This is a genomic window from Streptomyces sp. NPDC110618 (genome assembly GCF_055657065.1).
In genome coordinates this window covers 32,128-52,040 of record NZ_JBVKBN010000020.1, presented here as the reverse complement: position 1 = coordinate 52,040, position 19,913 = coordinate 32,128, and the positions used below count along the sequence as shown (strand labels likewise).

Genomic DNA, 19,913 nt, shown 5'->3' with positions numbered 1-19,913 from the left:
CCCATGGGACGGTACGTCGTCCGGCGTCTGCTCCAGATGATCCCGGTCTTCATCGGGGCCACCATGCTGATCTTCCTCATGGTGAACGTGATGGGCGACCCCATCGCGGGCCTGTGCGGCGACCGGCAGTGCGACCCGGCGACGGCCGCCCAGCTGAAGAAGGAGTTCGGGCTCGACAAGCCGCTCTGGCAGCAATACCTGACGTACATGGGGAACGTCTTCACCGGCGACTTCGGCACCGCGTTCAACGGGCAGGAGGTCACCGAGCTGATGGCGTCGGCGTTCCCGGTGACCATCCGGCTCACCATCGTCGCCATCCTGTTCGAGATCGTCATCGGGATCACCCTGGGCGTCATCACCGGCCTGCGCCGCGGCCGGCCCGTCGACACCGGTGTCCTCCTGCTCACCCTCGTGGTGATCTCGGTGCCGACCTTCGTCACCGGTCTGCTGCTCCAGCTCCTGCTCGGCGTGGAGTGGGGCTGGATCAAACCGTCCGTCTCCACCGACGCCACCTTCGGCGAGCTGATCGTGCCGGGCCTGGTCCTCGCCTCCGTCTCACTGGCGTACGTGACCCGGCTGACCCGCACCTCGATCGCGGAGAACCGCCGCTCCGACTATGTGCGGACGGCGGTGGCCAAGGGACTCCCGCGGCGCCGGGTGATCACCAAGCACCTGCTGCGCAACTCGCTGATCCCCGTGGTCACCTTCATCGGCACCGACATCGGCGCCCTGATGGGCGGCGCCATCGTCACCGAGCGGATCTTCAACATCCACGGTGTGGGCTACCAGCTCTACCAGGGCATCCTGCGCCAGAACACCCAGACGGTGGTCGGCTTCGTGACCGTCCTGGTGCTGGTCTTCCTGGTCGCCAACCTGCTCGTCGACCTGCTCTACGCCGTACTCGACCCGAGGATCCGCTATGCCTGAACCTCCCATCGAACCCGAGGGCGCGATCGCCTCGACCGGTGCGGGCGGTGCGATGGACCTCGCCACCGCGGAGGGGGAGACCCTGGAGAAGACACCGGGCGGACCCCTGGGCACCGGCCCGCGGGAGAAGCCGCGCTCGCTGTGGTCGGACGCCTGGCGCGACCTGCGCCGCAACCCGGTCTTCATCGTCGCCGGGCTCGTCATCCTCTTCCTGGTCTTCATCTCCCTGTGGCCGGGCGCCATCACCTGGATGAGCCCCCTCAAGTGCGACCTGTCCAAGGCTCAGCAGGGCTCCCAGCCCGGTCACCCGTTCGGCTTCAACGGCCAGGGCTGCGACGTCTACACCCGTACGGTCTACGGCGCCCGTACGTCCGTGGCGGTCGGTGTCTGCGCCACGCTCGGGGTCGCCCTGCTGGGCAGCCTGCTCGGCGGGCTCGCCGGGTTCTTCGGCGGGGCGGCGGACTCGTTCCTGTCCCGCATCACCGACATCTTCTTCGCGATCCCGGTCGTCCTCGGCGGCCTGGTCCTGCTGTCGGTGGTCACCAGCAACACCATCTGGCCGGTCATCGGCTTCATGATCCTGCTGGGCTGGCCCCAGATCTCCCGTATCGCCCGCGGCTCGGTCATCACCGTCAAACAGAACGACTACGTCCAGGCCGCCCGCGCCCTCGGTGCCTCCAACTCCCGCATGCTGCTGCGTCACATCGCGCCCAACGCGGTGGCCCCGGTGATCGTGGTGGCGACGATCGCGCTGGGCACGTACATCGCCCTGGAGGCGACCCTCTCCTACCTGGGCGTGGGCCTCAAACCCCCCAGCGTCTCCTGGGGCATCGACATCTCCTCGGCCTCCCCCTACATCCGCAACGCCCCGCACGCCCTCCTGTGGCCCTCCGGCGCCCTGGCCGTCACGGTCCTGGCCTTCATCATGCTCGGCGACGCGGTCCGCGACGCCCTCGACCCGAAGCTGAGGTGACGCCGTGCTGCCCGCCTTCCCCGACCCCGATCAGAGGTGAGACGTGCTGCTCGAAGTGCGTGATCTGCATGTGGAGTTCCGGACCCGGGACGGGGTGGCCAAGGCCGTCAACGGGGTCAACTACGGCGTGGACGCCGGGGAGACGCTCGCCGTGCTCGGGGAGTCCGGCTCCGGGAAGTCGGTCACCGCGCAGGCCATCATGGGCATCCTCGACATGCCGCCCGGGAGGATCACCAAGGGCGAGATCCTCTTCCAGGGCAAGGACCTGCTGAAGCTGAAGGAGGAGGAGCGCAGGAAGGTCCGCGGCGCCGAGATGGCGATGATCTTCCAGGACGCCCTGTCCTCCCTGAACCCCGTGCTCAGCGTCGGCGACCAGCTCGGCGAGATGTTCGTCGTGCACCGGGGCATGTCCAAGAAGGACGCCCGAGCCAAGGCCGTCGAACTGATGGACCGCGTCCGCATCCCCGCCGCCAAGGAACGCGTCAAGCAGTACCCGCACCAGTTCTCCGGCGGTATGCGCCAGCGCATCATGATCGCGATGGCGCTGGCCCTGGAACCCGCCCTGATCATCGCCGACGAGCCCACCACCGCCCTCGACGTCACCGTCCAGGCCCAGGTGATGGACCTGCTCGCGGACCTCCAGCGCGAGTACAACATGGGCCTGATCCTCATCACCCACGACCTCGGCGTCGTCGCGGACGTCGCCGACCGGATCGCCGTGATGTACGCGGGCCGCATCGTGGAGTCCGCCCCCGTCCACGACATCTACAAGGCCCCCGCCCACCCCTACACCCGCGGACTGCTCGACTCCATCCCCCGCCTGGACCAGAAGGGCCAGGAGCTCTACGCCATCAAGGGCCTGCCCCCGAACCTGATGCACATCCCGCCCGGCTGCGCCTTCCACCCGCGCTGCCCCATGGCCCAGGACGTGTGCCGCACCGACGAACCCCCGCTCTACGAGGTCTCCGAGGAGCGCGGCAGCGCCTGCCACTTCTGGAGGGAGTGCCTCCATGGCTGAGCCGATCCTCGAAGTGCGCGGGCTGGTCAAGCACTACCCGCTGACCCAGGGCATCCTCTTCAAGAAGCAGGTCGGCGCGGTCAAGGCCGTCGACGGCGTCGACTTCGACCTCGAACAGGGCGAAACCCTCGGCATCGTCGGCGAGTCCGGCTGCGGCAAGTCCACGGTCGCCAAGATGCTGGTCCACCTGGAACGCCCCACCGCCGGCACCATCCGTTACAAGGGCGACGACGTCACGAACCTCTCGCCCAAGGCCCTCAAGGCGGTCCGCCGCAACATCCAGATGGTCTTCCAGGACCCCTACACCTCCCTCAACCCCCGTATGACGGTGGGCGACATCATCGGCGAGCCCTACGACATCCACCCCGAGGTGGCCCCGAAGGGCGACCGGCGCCGCAAGGTCCAGGACCTGCTGGACGTCGTCGGCCTCAACCCGGAGTACATCAACCGCTATCCGCACCAGTTCTCCGGCGGCCAGCGCCAGCGCATCGGCATCGCCCGGGGCCTGGCCCTGCGCCCCGAGGTGATCGTCGCCGACGAACCGGTCTCCGCCCTGGACGTCTCGGTCCAGGCCCAGGTCATCAACCTGCTGGACCGGCTCCAGAACGACTTCGACCTGTCGTACATCTTCATCGCCCACGACCTGTCGATCGTCCGGCACATCTCCGACCGGGTCGGCGTGATGTACCTGGGCCGCATTGTGGAGATCGGCACCGACGCCGAGATCTACGACCACCCCACGCACCCCTACACCCAGGCCCTGCTCTCCGCGGTCCCCGTCCCCGACCCGGAGGCCCGGGAACACCGCGAGCGGATCATCCTCGCCGGTGACGTCCCGTCCCCGACGAACGTCCCCTCCGGCTGCCGCTTCCGCACCCGCTGCTGGAAGGCCCAGGAGCGCTGCGCCGTGGAGGTGCCGGCGCTCGCGGTCCCGCCCCACCTCAGCACCCTGAAGGGCCCCACGGCCCACGACTCGGCCTGCCATTTCGCCGAGGAGAAGCACGTCGTGCCGACGGAGGCGGCGGAGTAGCGGGGCCGGAGGAGTAACACGCAGGCAACTCGCCCGACCCTGTTCCGATATACGGACGCGCCACTCTGAACAACGTACGGCCGTGCGGGTGCCGTAAACGGACCGGAGTGCGCCATGTCACTCCGGTCCGTTGCCGTCTCAGCCGGACTGCATCCCCAACGACCGCTTCAGGAAGTCGACCTGGAGCAGCAGCAGGTTCTCCGCGACCTGTTCCTGCGGGGTCATGTGGGTCACCCCGGACAGCGGCAGCACCTCGTGCGGGCGGCCCGCCGACAGCAGCGCCGAGGACAGCCGCAGGGCGTGCGCGACGACGACGTTGTCGTCGGCCAGGCCGTGCACGATCATCAGCGGCCGGTGCGGCTCGGCCGGTTCGGACAGCCCCTCGTCGGTGATGAGCGAACTGCGCGCGTACACCTCCGGGTTGGCCGCCGGATCCCCCAGGTACCGCTCCGTGTAGTGGGTGTCGTACAGCCGCCAGTCCGTCACCGGCGCCCCTGCGATCCCCGCGTGGAAGACGTCAGGGCGGCGCAGCACCGCGAGCCCCGCCAGCCAGCCGCCGAAGGACCAGCCGCGCACGGCGACCCGGGTGAGGTCGAGCGGGTAGGTCTTGGCGAGGTCGTGGAGGGCGTCGATCTGGTCCTCCAGGGTGACCGTGAGGTCGTGATGGATGGCCTTCTCCCAGGCGGGCGAGCGGCCGGGTGTGCCGCGCCCGTCCGCGACGATCACCGCGAACCCCTGGTCGGCGAACCACTGGGAGGTCAGCAGCGCGTTGTGCGCGGCGACCACCCGCGGCCCGTGCGGACCGCCGTAGGGGTCCATGAGGACCGGCAGGGAGGTGTCACCGCGGTAGTCCGTTGGCATAAGCACGGCGCACGGGACGCGCCGTGCGCCCCCCTCGACGAGGGTCACGCGCGGGGTCAAACCGGGATCTTCCGCATACGAGGCGATGGTCGCCGTCTGCTTCCCGTCCTTCAGGACCCGTACCTGCGCGCCCGGCCGCTCCAGCGACGCCGACACCAATACGGTCACGCCCCCGGCACGCACCGCCGAGTGCACGCCGGGCTCCTGCGAGACGCGCTCCACGCCGAGTTCGTTGACCCGGTACACATGCACCTCGCCGATCTCCGGCTCGGCCGCGTCCTCCCCGGCGGACGCCGAGACCAGCACGTCATCGGCGGACACGTCCAGTACCGCACGTACGTGCAACTGGGCCCCCGTCAGGGGGCGTTCGCCGACCGCGAGCACCCGCGCGCCGCCCTCGTCGGCGATCCGTACGAGCTGTCCCGAGGGGGACCAGCAGGGCACCCCGGCGAAAAGATCCAGCCAAATTGGATCTTCGTCCGCGTGCACCATCCGGGTCGCGCCGGTGTCCGGATCCACCGCCAGGAACAACTGGCTGCGCTGGTCGCGCGCCTGGACCAGCAGCAGTGGCGCACCCGCCGCTGACCAGTGCACATGCGCCAGATACGGATAGCGCGCCCGGTCCCACAGGACCTCCGTGCGCCCCCCGTCGAGGTCGATCACGAACAGCCGTACGTCCGCGTTCGCGCTGCCCGCCCGCGGGTACGCCACGTGGTGTGGCTCACGGTCCGGATGTGCCGGGTCGGAGATCCACCACCGGCTCACCGGCGTGTCGTCCACCCGCGCCACCAGCAGCCGGTCCGACTCCGGACCCCACCAGAAGCCGCGCTGGCGGCCCATCTCCTCGGCCGCGATGAACTCCGCCAGACCGTAGGAGACCTGCGCCGACTCCTCCTCGGCCAGCACGCGTTCGTCCTCGCCCTCGGCGCCGACGACCCTGAGGGCGCCGTCCGCGACGTAGGCGACATGGCGGCCGTCGGGGGAGGGCCGCGGGTCGATCACCGGGCCGGGGACGGGGAGTTCACGCGCCGTCCCGGCCCGCAGCTCCGCCACGAAAAGCCGCCCCGACAAGGCGAAAGACGCCAACTCGAGGGCCGCGTCGGTGGCGTAGCCGACAATGCCGGCGCCGCCCTCACGACTGCGTTCGCGCCGGGCGCGCTCCTGCGGGGACAACTGCTCCGCCGTACCGTCCAGCAGCGTGCGCGGGTCCGCTGCCACGCGCTCCCTGCCGTTCTCGGGATCGAGCACCCACAGCGCGTTGGCCCGGTCGGTGCCGGAGGAGGAGCGCAGGAACGCGACCCGTGAACCATCGGGCGCCACCGTGAACGCGCGCGGCGCGCCGAGGGTGAAACGCTGGGTACGGGCGTGCCGTCGGGGGAAGGAGTCAGACCTCGTCGTCATGTGCCGACCATATTGGCCATGCGCCCCCTTGTGCGGCCGTGCGCCGATCGATGCGCGCGTACGGATAGTTATGATCGCTAGCGCATAGTGGGTATGAACCTGCTGGCCGTTGTATGGATTTATCTGCCCCCATAGTTCCGTCCTGTCCGACCCCACGTCCCTGGGTTCTTTGGAGGTGAGCCGCCGTGGCACTCTCGATTTCGGCGGTGGTGCTGCTGGCGATCATCGTCTTCTTGCTGATCAAGAAGTCGGGCCTGAAGGGCGGACACGCGGTCGTCTGCATCCTCCTGGGTTTCTACCTGGCCTCGTCCACGATGGCCCCCACGATCAACGACCTGACGACGAGCGTGGCGAGCATGATCGGCAGCATCAAGTTCTGACGCGCGGCTCCGCCCCTGGCGGCGCCTGGGCGGCCGCGCCGACTGCGTCCGTTACGTCGGCGGCAAGATGGTCGGCGTCGGGGAAGAGGGTCCCTCAATCGGGTGGATCCCGACGCGTGCTCCCACGAGGTCCAGCCCGCCCTGATCGACGTACCCCTCAGCCCTTGGAGGCGTACGCCACGAAGTCGGCCCAGGCCTCCGGCGAGAGCCGGAGGCGGGGGCCGGCGGTGTTCTTGGAGTCGCGGACGTGGATGGTGGTGGGGGTGTTGGCTACCTCGACGCAGTCGTTCGGGTTGCTGCTGTCGCTGTAACTGCTCTTGAACCACGCCAGTCCGGAGGCGTTCCCGGCAGTTGCCTTACGGATCATGACTCTCCCACCAATTGTCTGATGAAGGCCAATGACTCCCGCGCCGTCAGGGCCTCGGCTCGGATGATGCCATAGCGCAGTTCGAGGATCCGGAGCTGTTTGGGATCGGAGACGGGGCGCCCGTTGAACTCGTCGTCCATGCGCCCAAGCGCCGTGCCGTCGTCGAACTTCAGCACCTGGATACGCCCTCCCGTCCCAGGGTGGTCCCAGCGGTCCGTCGGCATCACCTGAATCTCGACGTTCCGCAACTGGCCCACTTCAAGCAGGTGTTCGAGCTGCCTGCGCCACACCATCTTGCCCCCGACCGGCCGCCTCAGCGCCGTCTCTTCCAGGACGAAACTGAGTTCCGGTGCTGGTGAGCGATCGAAGATCGACTTACGGGCCATTCGCGCCGCCACCGCCTGCTCCAGCAGGTCCTCTTCGGGCACTGGCCGCCGGGTCCTCATCAGAGCCCAGGCGTACTCCCGCGTCTGAAGCAGCCCATGCAAGTTGTGGTTCCCATAGGACAGAAGCTCGACCGCCTTCGCCTCCATCTGGGCCAGATCCCGCACCTTCTTCGGATACCGGACCTTCTCCACGTCCTCCTTCATCGCGGAGACGAGTCCACCGGCCCGCAACACCCCGTCCGCCGTGTCCAGGAACTCCGGGCGTGGAATCCGCTTGCCGGACTCGATTTTGTAGACCATGTCCTCGCCGTACCCGACGGCCTTCCCGAAGTCGGCCGCCCGCATCCCCACCGCTTCGCGCCGCAGCCTCAACTGTCGCCCCACCGTGGCGATGACCGCGATCCCCCACTCGTCGTCCGGGTCCACCTCCCACCCCGGTTCGTCCGCCTCACCCACGACCTCGACGTCCGTCGCCATCCCGCACCCTCCGTCCTGTGACGTCCTGTGACTTCGCGAGCGACGCCCTACCCGTGCGGCCCCTGTCGACAGCGTGGACACCGCTGGACAACCTCCGGACAGTCACCGTACGCAACCGCATCGTCACTGTTCACGGTAAGCGGCTGCGGCCACTCTGAGTGACGTGATCCAGGAAACTCCCACCTCCGAATCCCAAGCCCACCAGCACATCCGCAACTTCAGCGTGCAGTTGTCGCCCACGCCTCGGGGCGCCCGACTGGCGCGGCTACTGGCGGTGGAGCAACTGCGCGCCTGGGAGTTGCCGTTGGACCCGGCCCGGCAGATCGTGGCCGAACTCGCGGTGAACGCGGTCACGCACGGTCGCGTGCCCGGAAGGGACTTCCGGCTGCTGCTGTACGTCGTCGCGCAGACGCTCCGTATCGAGGTGACGGACACCGCCGGAGACCGTCGCCCCTGCTACGGGACCGGCCACGGCCTGCGTCTCGTGGATGCCTTCTCCACCCGCTGGGGCTGGGCACTCGGTGCTCACCCGGGCAAAACGGTGTGGGCCGAGGTCGAACTCCCGCCAGTTTGCTGCCCGGGCGGCCGAAATCCGTGCCCTCCGTTGAACGCTCCGCGGAAGCCCCAGAAGATGGTCATGGATGCGTGACGGCGTGACTACGTCATGCTGACTGTCGGAGTCGGGGAACCGGGGGCGAGCGTGCTGGAGAGCGGCTGTGCGGCGATGAGCGGTCGCCGATGAGGAACCGCATGCAGGTCGCGCTCCAGATCGTGCTCGCTCTGGTGGCATGCCTGTTCGGGATCGCCACCAATTACGCGACCAGCACGGATGAGGCGCCCTGGGGGTTCGGGACCATTCAGCGGTTCGCTGTCCCGGCCGTCGCCGTTCTCATCGTGGCGCTCGTGGTGGGCCAGGTCGTGGTCTACCGGCTGGAGAACCCCGCGCCGCCCCGGATCGAGTGGCCGCGAGACCGCGTGCCCTATCCGGGGCTCGACGCGTTCGACGAGGACGAGGCCGCTGTCTACTTCGGGCGGGAGGCCCAGGCCGCCGAACTGGCCCGCCGACTGCACATCACGGCGGCTCGCCCCGCGGATCGGTTCGTGGTGCTGGTGGGTGCTTCCGGCAGCGGAAAGTCCTCACTGGTCAGGGCCGGAGTGATGCCCAGGCTCCGGGAGCGCCGATGGACCGTTGTGCCGGCCTTCGCGCCCGGTGTCAGTCCGCTGGGCGCGCTGGCGGGTGCGCTGGCCGCCGCTGCGGGCGGGCACGAGTTGGCGAGCGCCGTGCTGCGGAGGCTGCGCCAAGGGCCCGACGCGTTGCGGGAGGAGCTGTCCCGGCTCCGTGGGGGACGGTTCCGCCGGGTACTGCTCGTGGTCGACCAGTTCGAGGAGATCGTCACCCAGGCGGGGGAACGTGACCGTGAGCAGTTCATGGCGGCACTGCGCACGTGCGTCGAGCAGGATTCGGCAATTCGTGTCCTGGTCACTCTGCGGGTCGATCTCCTCGGGAGGGTTCTTCTGACCAGCCATGCGGATCTCCTTCAGCACCCCGTCGTCATTGGCACATTGGACCGTGCGCAACTCGTCGAGGTCGTGGAACGGCCGGGAGCCCTCGTCGGCCTTCGCTTTGAGCCCGGGGTCGTCGACTCCATCGTGAGCGAGACGGGTACGGACGACGCCCTGCCGCTGCTCGCCTACCTCCTCCAGGAGCTGTACTACGCGGCCGGTAGCGGCGGGACCGTGACCGAGGAGGTGTACCGGCGGCTCGGCGGCGTACCGGGAGCGCTGGCACGGCAGGCCGACAGCACCGTCACCGCGCTCGGCACCGGTATCGGCATCGACTTCGTGCTTCGGGTGCTGCTCCGGTTCGTCACCGTGGAGGGACAGGATGTCGCCCGCCGCCGGGTGCCGCTGTCCGAACTCGACGAGCGTGAACGCGATGTCGTCGACGCCTTCGTCGAGGCGCGGTTGCTGCGTACCGACGTGACCTCGGGCGGCGGGGACCCCGCGGTCGAGGGCGGTGAGCCTTGCGCGCAGGTCACGCATGAGGCGCTGATCCGCCAGTGGGCGCCGCTGCGTCAGGAGGTCGAGGCGTATGCCGAACGGTTGCGCGAGCGGGCCGAACTCGAACGGTGGGCGGCGGACTGGGAGCGGGCCGGGCGCGGTGACGACTACCTCCTCACCGGGGAACGGCTTACCGCCGCCCGGCGCTGGCTCCAGGCCTTGGAAGAGGCGGGTCAGGCGTCCGAGTCCAGCCGTGCGCTCGTCGAATCGTCCCAGCGCCGTGACCTGACGTACCTGCGGCAGGTCTCCGACAGCATCGGCCGTCATGTGCTGCTGAGTGCAGAGAACGAGCCCGAGCTCTCCATTCTCCTGTCGCTCGCGGCGCTCGGCGAGTGCGCACCGACGGCCTCGGCCCGGCGCGGGCTGATGACAGCGCTGGCGGCGAGCCATGTGCGCGCCCGACTCGACGGGCACACGGACACGGTCCGGCACATCGCGTGGTCCCCGGACGGCCGCATGCTGGCAACGGCGTCCCGGGACGGCACCGGGCGCATCTACGACGCGCCGTCCGGCCGCGCGCGGTCGGTGCTGCCGTGCGACGGCGTCATGGTCGAGTCGGTCGCCTGGTCGCCGGACTCGACCATGGTGGCCACGACCGGCCGTGACCGCGTGGTACGGATCTGGGACGCCGAGTCGGGAGAGCCGGTACGGCTGCTGACCGGCGCCGGAGACATCAACAGGCAGGTGGCCTGGTCCCCGGACGGAAGACATGTCGCGGCGAGTTCCAAGGACCGGATCGTGCGCGTCTGGGAGTTCGGCACCGGGCGTCTCGCCCACGAACTGCGTGGTCACGCCGACGACGTGTGGGGTGTGGCCTGGTCGCCCGACGGCAACCGGCTGGCCTCCGCGTCGCACGACCAGTCGGCGATCGTGTGGGATCTGTCGACCGGTGCGGCGGCCACCACCCTCACCGGCCACTCGGACTTCGTCGAGGGCATCGCCTGGTCGCCTGACGGACGGTTCGTCGCCACCGGCTCCGGTGACCACACGGCCCGTATCTGGGACGCCGGAAGCGGTGCGCTGCGCCTGCTGCTGCGCGGCCACACCGACTACGTATGGAACCTGGCCTGGTCGCCCTGCGGGACGATGCTCGCCAGCAGTTCCACCGACGGCACCGGACGGGTGTGGAACCTGCGTCCGCGCGGCGCCGAAGCCGTCATGGCCGACGGACACGGAGGTCCGGTGAACCAGGCCGCCTGGTCCGCGGACGGCAGCCGTATCGCCACGGCGTCGGACGACGGGACCGTCCGGCTGTGGGACGCGGCCACCGGCACGCCGACCGGGTCGGTCGCACGGGTGGCTGACCGGGTCTGGGCCGTCGCCTCGGCCCCGCAGGGGGAACGGCTCGCCCTCGGTACGAGCGACGGCCTCCTCAGGGTGGTTGACGGGAGGGGGGACACCCTGTTCGAACAGTGCGGCTCAGCGGTGGAGGGGTGTGCCTGGGCCCCGAGCGGAGGGCGGATCGCCATCGGCAGCCATGACGGCGCCGTACGGGTGCTGTCCGTACCGGACGGCGCGGAGCTGCTGAAGTTCACGGAACACCAGGACTGGGTCGGCCGCGTCGCCTGGGCGCCCAGCGGGCGGCTGCTCGCAAGCTGCTCCGACGACCGCACGTGCAGGCTGTGGGACATCGCTGAGGGGCGCCCGCTCACGGTGCTGCGAGGTCACGAGAACTACGTGGAGGACGCGTCCTGGTCCCCGGACGAGGCCAGGATCGCCACGGCTTCCGGGGACTGGACGGCCGCCGTGTGGGACGTGCTCACCGGACGGCGTATCGAGGTGCTCAAGGGACACGAGGGACGGGTGCGTGCCGTCGCCTGGTCACCGGACGGCAGGCACATCGCCACCGGCGCCGACGACCGCACAGTGCGCGTCTGGTCCGCCGGCACCCTTGAGGAACTCGCCGTCGTCGGTGTGCACCAGGACAAGGTGACCTCGGTGGCCTGGTCCCCGGACGGCACGCGGCTGCTGACGGGGTCGGCCGACGGCACGGCGCGGGTGTGGCCGACGGAGCCGGACCTCGACCGACTTGAGGCGACGGCCCGGGGAAGGGTCTTCCGCACCCTCACCCGCGAGGAGCGGCGCCAGTATCTGCTGCCCGCCGATCCGGGGTGAGGGCGTGCTCAGTACGCCACCTCGACGGTGCGTTCCTCGGTGCAGACCAGGTAGTCGTCCGGATTCAGATCCATGGCTTCACGCTCGGGTGACGCCCAGTACAGCGCGTTGCGCTCGGCGAAGGTCTCAAGACCGTCGTACGAGATCAACCAGATGAACTGGTTGTGCTCCCGGTCGACCCAGGCACCCCCGAGAGTGAACCCCAACTTCAGTCGCAGCGGCACGATTTCCTCGCGCCAGCGCTCCACCCACTCGTCGAGCAGACCATCCCGGACGGTGTACGTGCGCAACTGTGTGGTCTTCGGCATGCAGACATCCTTCCCGAACGCACGCCTCGGCACAGCCGAACTCCCCAGGCACCAGCGATCGCGTGCAATGACACCCGCTCACTCCCGCGCATGAATGCGCCAACTCTGCTGGACGCGGGCACTCTTGTCCGTCCTACGCTCGGCGCTGCACAACCGCAGACATCGTGACGGCCCCCGCCGGGACGGCTGTCCCGCTGCGAGGGCCTGACCACCGAGGAAGGCAAGGCTTCCCGATGAATACGCAGAACCTTGCGGGCCGCGGCCGAGCCATCATCGCGTCGGTCTGGTGACGCCGTCATGAGCGTCGTGCCGCGTGAGCTGATCCCCCGTCCCGCGCACACTCCGGATGCCCTGCGCGCTGCGCTTGCCGTGGTCGATCCGTCCCGGCTGGAGGAGCTGCGGGCCACGAAGGACGACGCCTTCGCCAAGGCGGTCGAGTGGCAGTCGCCGAGCCCTGTGCAGAGCTGGGTACTCACCTGGGCCCGGAACATTGAGATCGCTCGGCGACCTGAGTTGTCCGCCCGTCTCTCCCGCGCGCGGGCGAATCTCGAACACGAGGACTCCGTCATCGCCCGGGAGGCTCTGCGCGAGCTGAGTGCCGTCCTGGACGAAGCCATGAGGGCAGTCGGCGGGTGATCACCTGCCTCGGGTTCTGAGGCCTTCCACGGCCGGAGGGACGCGATCCGGAAAGCGAGGGGCCGGAATCGGTCACCTTGGCGCGGGCTGCTCCCGGTCCGCTTGACTGACCTCGGGGCCGCTCGGGAATCGTGCTCGTAGAGATCGTTACGGAGTGTCGTACGGGGGCTACCCATGGCCGTTCCCAGACCACAGACGCGTCAGTTCGAGGCGTTCATGACGAACTTGTCGTACGCGCGGCGCATGGTCGAAACGGGCAGGATGCTCACCCCCTTCCAATCCCCGACGATCGACATCGACGACTTCTACCGGGCGGCCTGGGTGCAGGCGGTCGCCGCCATCGACCACTGGCTGCACGAGGAGGTCTTACGGCGGGTCGCCGAACTGGCGGCCAAGGACAGTCCGGAGATGCCGTACCAGCTGCGTGTCTACGAATTGCCGCTGCACAGGGTCGAGGCCGTGCGGCGAGGTGATGTCACCCTCTCCGAAGCCGTCGTCGACCACCTGCGGGACAAGCTGGCCGCGCAGTCGCTTCAGCATCCCGGGAAGATTTCCGAGGTGCTCAAGCTCGTCACGGAGAAGAAGGTCTGGTACCTCGCGGCCGGGTGGATCAACACGACCTTCTTCCAGGGGCGCACTTCACTGAACGAGAAGGCCCTTCGCAGTCGCTACCTGGGGATCACCCAGCGGCGCAACAAGATCGCGCACGATGCCGACCTGATCGACGGTGATCTCAAGCAGCGCCGCCCCATCGACGAAGCGTCCGTGAACGACGCCATCGACTGGATCGAACGAATTGCCCTCGCGATCGCTCACGTGCTCGACGACGAGGGGTGAGCCGCGCCTTGGCGCCGATGGGTGGGCGGTGGAGGTCAGGGGCCTCGTAGGGTGGCCCCATGACGGAACTGCCCGCCCGGCGTCTGCTGCTGGTGCACGCGCACCCGGACGACGAGTCGATCAACAACGGCGCGACCATGGCCGCGTATGCCGCCCAGGGTGCCCACGTGACCCTGGTCACCTGCACGCTCGGGGAGCGGGGCGAGGTCATTCCGCCCCAGCTCGCCCATCTGTCCGGCGCCGCCCTCGGTGAGTACCGGATGGGGGAGCTGACCGCGGCCATGCGGGCGCTCGGGGTTCAGGACTTCCGTCTGCTCGGCGGCCCCGGCCGCTACTGCGACTCCGGGATGATGGGCCTGCCCGACAACGACGACCCGCACTGCTTCTGGCAGGCGGACGTCGACGAGGCCGCCGGGTACCTGCTGGACGTGATCCGCGAGGTCCGGCCGCAGGTGCTGGTCACCTACGACGACAACGGCGGCTACGGCCACCCGGACCACATCCAGGCGCACCGCGTCGCCATGCGCGCCGTCGAACTCGCCGCCGAGGCGGGCGTACCGGTCGAAAAGGTGTACTGGAACCGCGTCCCGCGCAGCGTGGGGGAGCAGGCCTTCGCCCGGCTCCGGGACGCCCTGCCTGAGCTGCCCTTCACCAAGACGGCCGCGCTTGACGACGTTCCGGGCGTCGTCGACGACGAGCGGATCACCACCGCCGTCGACGGCACCGCGCACACCGACGCCAAGCTCGCCGCGATGGCCGCCCACGCCACCCAGATCACGGTCTCCGGCGAGTACTTCGTCCTCTCCAACGAACTCGCCCAGCCCGTCTTCACCACCGAGTACTACGAGTTGGTGCGAGGGGAGCGGTCCGGTACGCCCGAGACCGACCTGTTCGCCGGGATCGGGGACGCGCGATGAAGAGCGGACAGGCCTCCATGCTCGCCCAGCCCCTGGCCGCCCCCTCCCCGCGCCGGGCCGTACTGCTGTTCGGTCTGTTCCTGCTGGGCGCGGTCGTCGGGATCGCGGGCGCGCTGGTGCAGGCCGCCTGGTTCCCGCTCGGCCTGCTGCTCGCCCTCGCGGGTGAGATCGGGCTCTGCCTCGGCGGCGCCCTGGCGATGCGGGGGCGGGGCGGCGCGGTCGCGCCCGCCGGCGGTTGGATGGTCACCGTCATCCTGCTCACCACCACCCGTCCGGAGGGCGACTTCGTCTTCGCCTCGGACGGCGGCTCCTATGTCTTCCTGCTCGGCGGCATGGTCGCGGCTGTGATGTGCGCCACCCTCGCGCCCGTGCGGCAACCGGACGGCGACGGCGTCCGACTTGGCAAGTGACGTACCACTTCTCCGCGCCGCGCACGTGCGAGTCCCGTGTGGGTTTCCCCGGCGGTCGTGGGATACGGGCCAGAAGTGGCCAGTATGGTGGTGCGCGCCGCCGAGCCGCCCGGAGCAGTGAGGTCGTGTCGGGCGGCGGAGCCAACCGGGAGAACCTGCCTTGAGTCGTGAAACTGACAGTCCGTCCTCCGGGCCCAACGGGCGCGGCGGAGCCGCATACCCCTCGGGCACGCCGCCTTACGGGACGCCTGTGGTTCCCGACGGCGGTCCGGAATCGGGCCGTTCGGCCGCGCGGCCGGAGGAACGCAAGACCGAGACCACGCTGACGACCCGGATCCGGATCAACATCCCCGGATCGCGGCCCATTCCGCCGGTCGTCGTGCGCAAGCCCGTCAAGGACTCCGACACCGCCGAGCACGCCATCGCCCCCGAGGCGCCCTCCGCCCCGGGCGACACCACCGCCACGCGTGTCCCGGAGCCGCCCGCGGAACCCGCGGCGCCGACCGCCGAGGAGAAGACGAGCGACTGGTTCGCCCCGCGCAAGTCCGGGCCCGCGAAGGCCGGTCAGGGCACCGGCCAGACCAACGGGGGCAAAACGCCCGGCGGTTCCGGCATCGGCGCCGCTCCTTCGGCCCCCGGTCCGGGCGCGGGCCCGTCCGGCGGCGCGCGGCCCGGTGGCGTCGTCGGCGGTATGAACGTGCAGAGCGGGCCCCGTCCCGGCCCGCCCAAGGGCGCGAGCAACGGCTCCGGGCTCCCGGGCGGTGCGACCGGCGGACCGGTGGCTCCCGGCCACGGCGGCGGCACCGGCTCCTTCGACGTGACCGAGGCGCTCGCCGCGAGCCGCGCCGCCGACGAACCCCGCCGCGACGAACTGCCGTACTTCGCGGGCAACGGACAGAACGGCCAGAGCGGGCAGGGCGGTCAGAGCGGGCAGAACGGCTACGGCGGCCCCGCCGCCCCGGGCGGCTTCAACGGTCCCGGCGGCCCGGCGGTCCCCGGCGGCGCGAGCGGTACGCACGGCCCGGCGGGCCCCACCACCGGCCCCGTCACCGGCGACGGCCCGATGGTGCCCCCGGTCAACGGCGCCGCAGGCATGTACGCCCCCGGCGGCGGCCTGAGCGACGACACCGCGATCCTCACCCCGCAGCAGCCCGCCCCGGAACCGGGCACCCCCGGCTACGGCAACCCCGGCGGCAACGTCTCCGGGCACACCGTCACCAGCGGCATCCCGGTCGTCCCGTCCGGCGGCACCCCCTTCGGCGGTCCCGGCGCGCCCACCGACGGCCCCCTGCCGCACCAGCCGCCCAAGCTCCCCGAGCCCGTCGCCCAGAACGTGCCCTCGGCGCCCGCGCCGAAGAAGAAGGGTCGCGGCAAGCTGGGCCTGCTCACCGGCGGTGTGATCGTCCTGGCGGGCGGTGTCTACGGCGCGGGCCTGCTGATGAACCACTCCGACGTGCCCAAGGGCACCACCGTGCTCGGCGTCGACATCGGCGGCGGCACCCGCGACGACGCCGTCCAGAAGCTCGACGACGCCTTCGGCGACCGCGTCAACAAGGAACTGAAGCTGACGGTCGGGGACAAGACCGTCACCCTCAAGCCGGACCAGGCCGGGCTCCAGCTCGACGCGGCGGCCACCGCCAGCGCGGCGGCGGGGAGCGACTACAACCCGGTCTCCGTGGTCGGCTCGCTCTTCGGCCAGAAGCGCGTGGTCGAGCCGGTCATGCCGGTCGACGAGGAGAAGCTGGCCGCCGCCCTGGAGAACGCCGCCGGGGGCACCGGCTCGGTCACCGAGGGCACCATCACCTTCAACACCGGCAAGGCCGTCGCCGTGTACGGCAAGCCGGGCGAGGGCATCGACGTCGCCAGGTCGACCGCCGCGGTCGAGGAGGCGTACCGGACCCAGGTCGAGACCGGCTCGGCACCCGCGGTCAAGGTCGCCACCACGACCAAGGAGCCCACGGTCTCCAAGGCCGAGGTCGACCGGATGATGAAGGAATTCGCGGAGCCCGCGATGTCCCAGCTCGCCACCGTGCAGACGGACCCGGCGCACAGCATCAACTTCGGCAAGCTGTCCCTGCCCAAGATCCTCGGCGTCAAGGCGGTCAACGGAAAGCTCGTCGACACCTACGACCTCAAGGCGCTCAAGCAGGCCTACGGCACCACCTTCGACGGCGTCCTGATCACCCGGGGCAACGGCAAGAAGACCGAGGTCACCCCCAACGACGTCGTCGTCGCCCTGCGCCAGGCCCTGCGCGGCAAGACCGCGGCCGAGCGCACGGTGGTCATCGACACCACCCCGAACTGACCGGCCCCGCGGCGCCGGACGACCTGACCTCGTCCGGCGCCGCGGTGCGCCCCGAAGCCACGGGAGGCGTGGCGGAGGCGCTCAGTTCAGCATCGCCCGCGCCGCCTGCGCCTGCCGTCGTACCCGTTCCGCGCCCGGCGCGTCGACCGCCTCCAGTACCTCCGCGTACGCCTCCAGCTCCGCCGCGCCGGTGAGGAAGTCTCCGCGCTGCACCAGCAGCTGCGCCCGCTCGTAGCGCAGCCGGGCCGGGTGGGAGGGCAGCAGCAGGGCCAGTTCCACCGCCCACAGCGCCACGTCCGAGCGCTCCGGGCGGGCCGCCGCCCAGGCGCGGATGTTGTTCAGGATCCGCGCGACCACTTCCAGCGTGGTCGCGGGCACCAGCATCGACGGATCGAGCCCCGTCCCCGTGGCCCCGGCCACCAGCAGCTCCGCGTCGGCCCCCGTCAGCGCGCGGCCCCCGTTGAACGGGTCGGCCAGGACCTCCTCGTCCGGCTCCCCGAACCCCACGACGAAGTGCCCCGGCAGGGCCAGCCCGTACACCGGTGCCCCCGCCCGGCGGGCCACCTCCAGCCACACCACCGACAGCAGGATCGGCAACCCGCGCCGCCGCCGCAGCACCTCGTGCAGCAGCGAGGACTCCAGCCGCTGGTAGTCCGCCGGGGTGCCGTGGAAGCCGAGCCGGTCGCCGAGCAGCTCGCGCAGGGACGCGGCCCAGGCGCGCGCCCCGCCGGGCCGGAAGGGCAGCAGCCCCGCCAGCCGGTCCAGCTCCACCTGCGCGGCGTCCATGCCCGCCTCGTCCAGGGCACCGTCCGCCTCGGCGCCCACCAGCAGGCACAGCGTCGACAGATCGGGCCGCTCGCAGCGGGCCTCGTCGGCGAACCGGCGGCGCAGTTCGGCCGAGCGTCCGGGCGGCGGGGGACAGGGGGAAGGCATAGCAGGGTCGTGCCCTCTCACGGCGATCGGTTACCGGCCCGAGCCGGAGGAGTTCCCCGGCTCTCGGTAGTGGTGGTAGGCGTGGTGCGCGGCGAATCCCATCCCCGCGTACAGCGCTCGGGCCCCGGTGTTGTCCGCCTCGACCTGGAGCCAGGCCGCCGACGCGCCCTCCTCCAGCGCCCGCCCGGCCAGCGCGGCCATCACGGCGGAGGCGAGCCCCCGGCGCCGCAGCGCCGGATCGACCTCGACGGCGGCGAACCCCGCCCAGCGCCCGTCGACCACACACCGCCCGATCGCCGCGGGCACCTCTCCGTCCCCGGGGACGGTCGCGAACCACACCGAGGGACCGCTGCCCAGCACCTTCAGCGCGACCTCGCTCAGCCCCTTGCGCTGGTAGCGGGCCAGCCACGCCTCGTCCGCCGTCCGGGACAGCACCACCCCGGCCGGCTCCTCCCGGTCCGCGAGCGGGGCCGCCGAGCCGATCCACAGCTCGGCCGTCACCTCACGCGTCCAGCCCCGCTTCTCCAACTCCGCGCAGAGCACTTCCTGCGTCCCCTCGGCGCCCGTCGCGGTCTGCACGTAGGCGGGCAGCCCGCGTACGCCGTACCAGCGCCGTACGGCCGTCAGGGCGTCGTCCAGGGGCAGGCCCGGGTCGCCCAGCGGGAGCGCCGAGTTGGCGCGGCGGGTGAACCCGGAGGCGGCGCGCAGCTCCCACTCGCCGAGCCGTTCGCTCTCCACCGGCCGCCACGCGCGCGTGGAGACCCGCGCCAGTTCCTCGTAGGAGGCGGCGGGTCCTCGGCGGCGGGCCGGGGCGCTCGGCACGACCTTCCCGGCGACCAGCGACGATTCCGCGATCCGGACGGTTTCGCCACTCTTCCGTGTGATCACGAGCACACCGTCGTCCCATGATGCGAGAACACCCACCGTGTCGGTGAACTTCTCACCCGCCCGCGCAGGATCGTTCAGGCGTCGCACCGAGACCCGTTTACCCACGTCAGCAGCGGTGATACGGACCTCAAGGCGCCCCGTCGCTGAGATTTCCACAGGTCAGTTCACCCCTCCTGTTCGGATCATGCCCAAGAACGGAGATACTAGGGGCGGGCATCGACGACGCCGCGCTCCCGCGCGCCAGGCGGCGGAGCCTGCGGAGGCCCGCCAGCGCCCTATCGAGGAGGAACGACAGCGTGACCTACGTCATCGCGCAGCCTTGTGTCGACGTCAAGGACAAGGCGTGCATCGAGGAGTGCCCGGTCGACTGCATCTACGAGGGCCAGCGGTCCTTGTACATCCACCCGGACGAATGCGTCGACTGCGGTGCCTGCGAGCCGGTCTGCCCGGTCGAGGCGATCTTCTACGAGGACGACGTGCCGGAGGAGTGGAAGGACTACTACAAGGCGAACGTCGAGTTCTTCGACGAGCTCGGCTCTCCCGGCGGCGCCAGCAAGCTGGGCCTGATCGAGCGCGACCACCCCTTCGTCGCCGCGCTCCCGCCGCAGGCCGAGTAACCACACAAGCGGCCCGCACAGCTGTGCCGCCTCGGTCCCGCACGGCCCGATCCGCCCCGGATCGCC

Annotated in this window: 19 protein-coding genes; 13 read left to right on the top strand and 6 right to left on the bottom strand. The window is 70.5% G+C overall.

Going from position 1 to position 19,913, the window contains the following annotated elements; translation table 11 throughout:
• Window positions 1-3: 3 nt before the first annotated feature.
• The 4 genes from ACZ7L7_RS28985 to ACZ7L7_RS28970 are packed head-to-tail and all read left to right on the top strand — an operon-like array spanning window position 4 to window position 3,948.
• Window positions 4-927 carry an ABC transporter permease gene (locus ACZ7L7_RS28985; RefSeq protein WP_285510286.1) on the top strand — a complete coding sequence of 308 codons (924 nt, stop codon included), beginning with the start codon at window positions 4-6 and terminating at the stop codon, window positions 925-927.
• Window positions 920-1,900, top strand: coding sequence for an ABC transporter permease (locus ACZ7L7_RS28980; RefSeq protein ID WP_453601936.1), 981 nt, complete (start codon window positions 920-922; stop codon window positions 1,898-1,900). Before ACZ7L7_RS28985 ends, ACZ7L7_RS28980 begins: the two co-directional genes overlap by 8 nt.
• Before the next feature lie 43 nt (window positions 1,901-1,943).
• Entirely contained in the window at window positions 1,944-2,918 is a 975-nt protein-coding gene (locus ACZ7L7_RS28975; RefSeq protein WP_472077613.1) for an ABC transporter ATP-binding protein, read from the top strand.
• On the top strand, window positions 2,911-3,948 hold the full coding sequence (locus ACZ7L7_RS28970; protein ID WP_453601933.1) for an ABC transporter ATP-binding protein: 1,038 nt from the start codon (window positions 2,911-2,913) through the stop codon (window positions 3,946-3,948). The genes ACZ7L7_RS28975 and ACZ7L7_RS28970 overlap by 8 nt, the downstream gene beginning before the upstream one ends.
• Before the next feature lie 138 nt (window positions 3,949-4,086).
• Here the strand turns inward: ACZ7L7_RS28970 and ACZ7L7_RS28965 are convergent, their stop codons facing one another.
• Complete coding sequence (locus ACZ7L7_RS28965; protein ID WP_472077612.1) at window positions 4,087-6,210, bottom strand: S9 family peptidase; 2,124 nt, start codon at window positions 6,208-6,210, stop codon at window positions 4,087-4,089.
• A 185-nt stretch (window positions 6,211-6,395) separates the two neighbouring features.
• On the opposite strand from ACZ7L7_RS28965, the gene ACZ7L7_RS28960 reads away from it, so the two are divergent.
• Window positions 6,396-6,590 carry a hypothetical protein gene (locus tag ACZ7L7_RS28960; RefSeq protein WP_093722721.1) on the top strand — a complete coding sequence of 65 codons (195 nt, stop codon included), beginning with the start codon at window positions 6,396-6,398 and terminating at the stop codon, window positions 6,588-6,590.
• A gap of 157 nt (window positions 6,591-6,747) precedes the next feature.
• Here the strand turns inward: ACZ7L7_RS28960 and ACZ7L7_RS28955 are convergent, their stop codons facing one another.
• Both ACZ7L7_RS28955 and ACZ7L7_RS28950 read right to left on the bottom strand, forming a co-directional pair.
• The gene (locus ACZ7L7_RS28955; RefSeq protein WP_261719400.1) at window positions 6,748-6,957 is read right to left on the bottom strand and encodes a DUF397 domain-containing protein; all 210 of its coding nucleotides are present in this window, start codon (window positions 6,955-6,957) and stop codon (window positions 6,748-6,750) included.
• Entirely contained in the window at window positions 6,954-7,820 is an 867-nt protein-coding gene (locus ACZ7L7_RS28950) for a helix-turn-helix domain-containing protein (protein WP_285436727.1), read from the bottom strand. The genes ACZ7L7_RS28955 and ACZ7L7_RS28950 overlap by 4 nt, the downstream gene beginning before the upstream one ends.
• 163 nt (window positions 7,821-7,983) lie before the next feature.
• On the opposite strand from ACZ7L7_RS28950, the gene ACZ7L7_RS28945 reads away from it, so the two are divergent.
• Both ACZ7L7_RS28945 and ACZ7L7_RS28940 read left to right on the top strand, forming a co-directional pair.
• Complete coding sequence (locus ACZ7L7_RS28945; protein ID WP_472077611.1) at window positions 7,984-8,469, top strand: ATP-binding protein; 486 nt, start codon at window positions 7,984-7,986, stop codon at window positions 8,467-8,469.
• 101 nt (window positions 8,470-8,570) lie between these two features.
• On the top strand, window positions 8,571-11,996 hold the full coding sequence (locus tag ACZ7L7_RS28940) for an nSTAND1 domain-containing NTPase (RefSeq protein ID WP_472077610.1): 3,426 nt from the start codon (window positions 8,571-8,573) through the stop codon (window positions 11,994-11,996).
• 8 nt (window positions 11,997-12,004) lie between these two features.
• Here ACZ7L7_RS28940 and ACZ7L7_RS28935 read toward each other — a convergent pair whose 3' ends face one another.
• On the bottom strand, window positions 12,005-12,304 hold the full coding sequence (locus ACZ7L7_RS28935; protein ID WP_285510275.1) for an NIPSNAP family protein: 300 nt from the start codon (window positions 12,302-12,304) through the stop codon (window positions 12,005-12,007).
• Between the two features lie 297 nt (window positions 12,305-12,601).
• On the opposite strand from ACZ7L7_RS28935, the gene ACZ7L7_RS28930 reads away from it, so the two are divergent.
• From ACZ7L7_RS28930 to ACZ7L7_RS28910, 5 genes are all read left to right on the top strand, one after another.
• Window positions 12,602-12,940, top strand: coding sequence for a hypothetical protein (locus ACZ7L7_RS28930; protein ID WP_472077609.1), 339 nt, complete (start codon window positions 12,602-12,604; stop codon window positions 12,938-12,940).
• A gap of 174 nt (window positions 12,941-13,114) precedes the next feature.
• Entirely contained in the window at window positions 13,115-13,777 is a 663-nt protein-coding gene (locus ACZ7L7_RS28925; RefSeq protein WP_285510273.1) for a hypothetical protein, read from the top strand.
• A 59-nt stretch (window positions 13,778-13,836) separates the two neighbouring features.
• Window positions 13,837-14,694: an N-acetyl-1-D-myo-inositol-2-amino-2-deoxy-alpha-D-glucopyranoside deacetylase gene (gene mshB, locus ACZ7L7_RS28920; RefSeq protein ID WP_472077608.1), complete on the top strand. Its 858-nt coding sequence runs from the start codon at window positions 13,837-13,839 to the stop codon at window positions 14,692-14,694.
• Window positions 14,691-15,104, top strand: coding sequence for a DUF6113 family protein (locus tag ACZ7L7_RS28915; RefSeq protein ID WP_453601914.1), 414 nt, complete (start codon window positions 14,691-14,693; stop codon window positions 15,102-15,104). The genes mshB and ACZ7L7_RS28915 overlap by 4 nt, the downstream gene beginning before the upstream one ends.
• Window positions 15,105-15,264: 160 nt before the next feature.
• Window positions 15,265-17,409: a hypothetical protein gene (locus ACZ7L7_RS28910; RefSeq protein WP_472077607.1), complete on the top strand. Its 2,145-nt coding sequence runs from the start codon at window positions 15,265-15,267 to the stop codon at window positions 17,407-17,409.
• 81 nt (window positions 17,410-17,490) lie between these two features.
• Here ACZ7L7_RS28910 and ACZ7L7_RS28905 read toward each other — a convergent pair whose 3' ends face one another.
• Window positions 17,491-18,342, bottom strand: coding sequence for a transglutaminase family protein (locus ACZ7L7_RS28905; RefSeq protein WP_472077606.1), 852 nt, complete (start codon window positions 18,340-18,342; stop codon window positions 17,491-17,493).
• A 30-nt stretch (window positions 18,343-18,372) separates the two neighbouring features.
• A complete protein-coding gene (locus tag ACZ7L7_RS28900) occupies window positions 18,373-19,386 on the bottom strand; it encodes a GNAT family N-acetyltransferase (protein WP_472077605.1) in 1,014 nt (337 codons plus the stop codon).
• Between the two features lie 140 nt (window positions 19,387-19,526).
• On the opposite strand from ACZ7L7_RS28900, the gene fdxA reads away from it, so the two are divergent.
• On the top strand, window positions 19,527-19,847 hold the full coding sequence (gene fdxA, locus ACZ7L7_RS28895; protein WP_018571242.1) for a ferredoxin: 321 nt from the start codon (window positions 19,527-19,529) through the stop codon (window positions 19,845-19,847).
• Window positions 19,848-19,913: the final 66 nt, after the last annotated feature.

Bases quoted from the DNA above. Each gene is read 5' to 3' on its own strand.
- ACZ7L7_RS28985 (WP_285510286.1), top strand. From the start codon at position 4: ATGGGACGGTACGTCGTCCGGCGTCTGCTCCAGATGATCCCGGTCTTC.
- ACZ7L7_RS28980 (WP_453601936.1), top strand. From the start codon at position 920: ATGCCTGAACCTCCCATCGAACCCGAGGGCGCGATCGCCTCGACCGGT.
- ACZ7L7_RS28970 (WP_453601933.1), top strand. From the start codon at position 2,911: ATGGCTGAGCCGATCCTCGAAGTGCGCGGGCTGGTCAAGCACTACCCG.
- ACZ7L7_RS28965 (WP_472077612.1), bottom strand. From the start codon at position 6,210: ATGACGACGAGGTCTGACTCCTTCCCCCGACGGCACGCCCGTACCCAG.
- ACZ7L7_RS28955 (WP_261719400.1), bottom strand. From the start codon at position 6,957: ATGATCCGTAAGGCAACTGCCGGGAACGCCTCCGGACTGGCGTGGTTC.
- ACZ7L7_RS28950 (WP_285436727.1), bottom strand. From the start codon at position 7,820: ATGGCGACGGACGTCGAGGTCGTGGGTGAGGCGGACGAACCGGGGTGG.
- ACZ7L7_RS28940 (WP_472077610.1), top strand. From the start codon at position 8,571: ATGCAGGTCGCGCTCCAGATCGTGCTCGCTCTGGTGGCATGCCTGTTC.
- ACZ7L7_RS28935 (WP_285510275.1), bottom strand. From the start codon at position 12,304: ATGCCGAAGACCACACAGTTGCGCACGTACACCGTCCGGGATGGTCTG.
- ACZ7L7_RS28930 (WP_472077609.1), top strand. From the start codon at position 12,602: ATGAGCGTCGTGCCGCGTGAGCTGATCCCCCGTCCCGCGCACACTCCG.
- ACZ7L7_RS28925 (WP_285510273.1), top strand. From the start codon at position 13,115: ATGGCCGTTCCCAGACCACAGACGCGTCAGTTCGAGGCGTTCATGACG.
- mshB (WP_472077608.1), top strand. From the start codon at position 13,837: ATGACGGAACTGCCCGCCCGGCGTCTGCTGCTGGTGCACGCGCACCCG.
- ACZ7L7_RS28915 (WP_453601914.1), top strand. From the start codon at position 14,691: ATGAAGAGCGGACAGGCCTCCATGCTCGCCCAGCCCCTGGCCGCCCCC.
- ACZ7L7_RS28905 (WP_472077606.1), bottom strand. From the start codon at position 18,342: ATGCCTTCCCCCTGTCCCCCGCCGCCCGGACGCTCGGCCGAACTGCGC.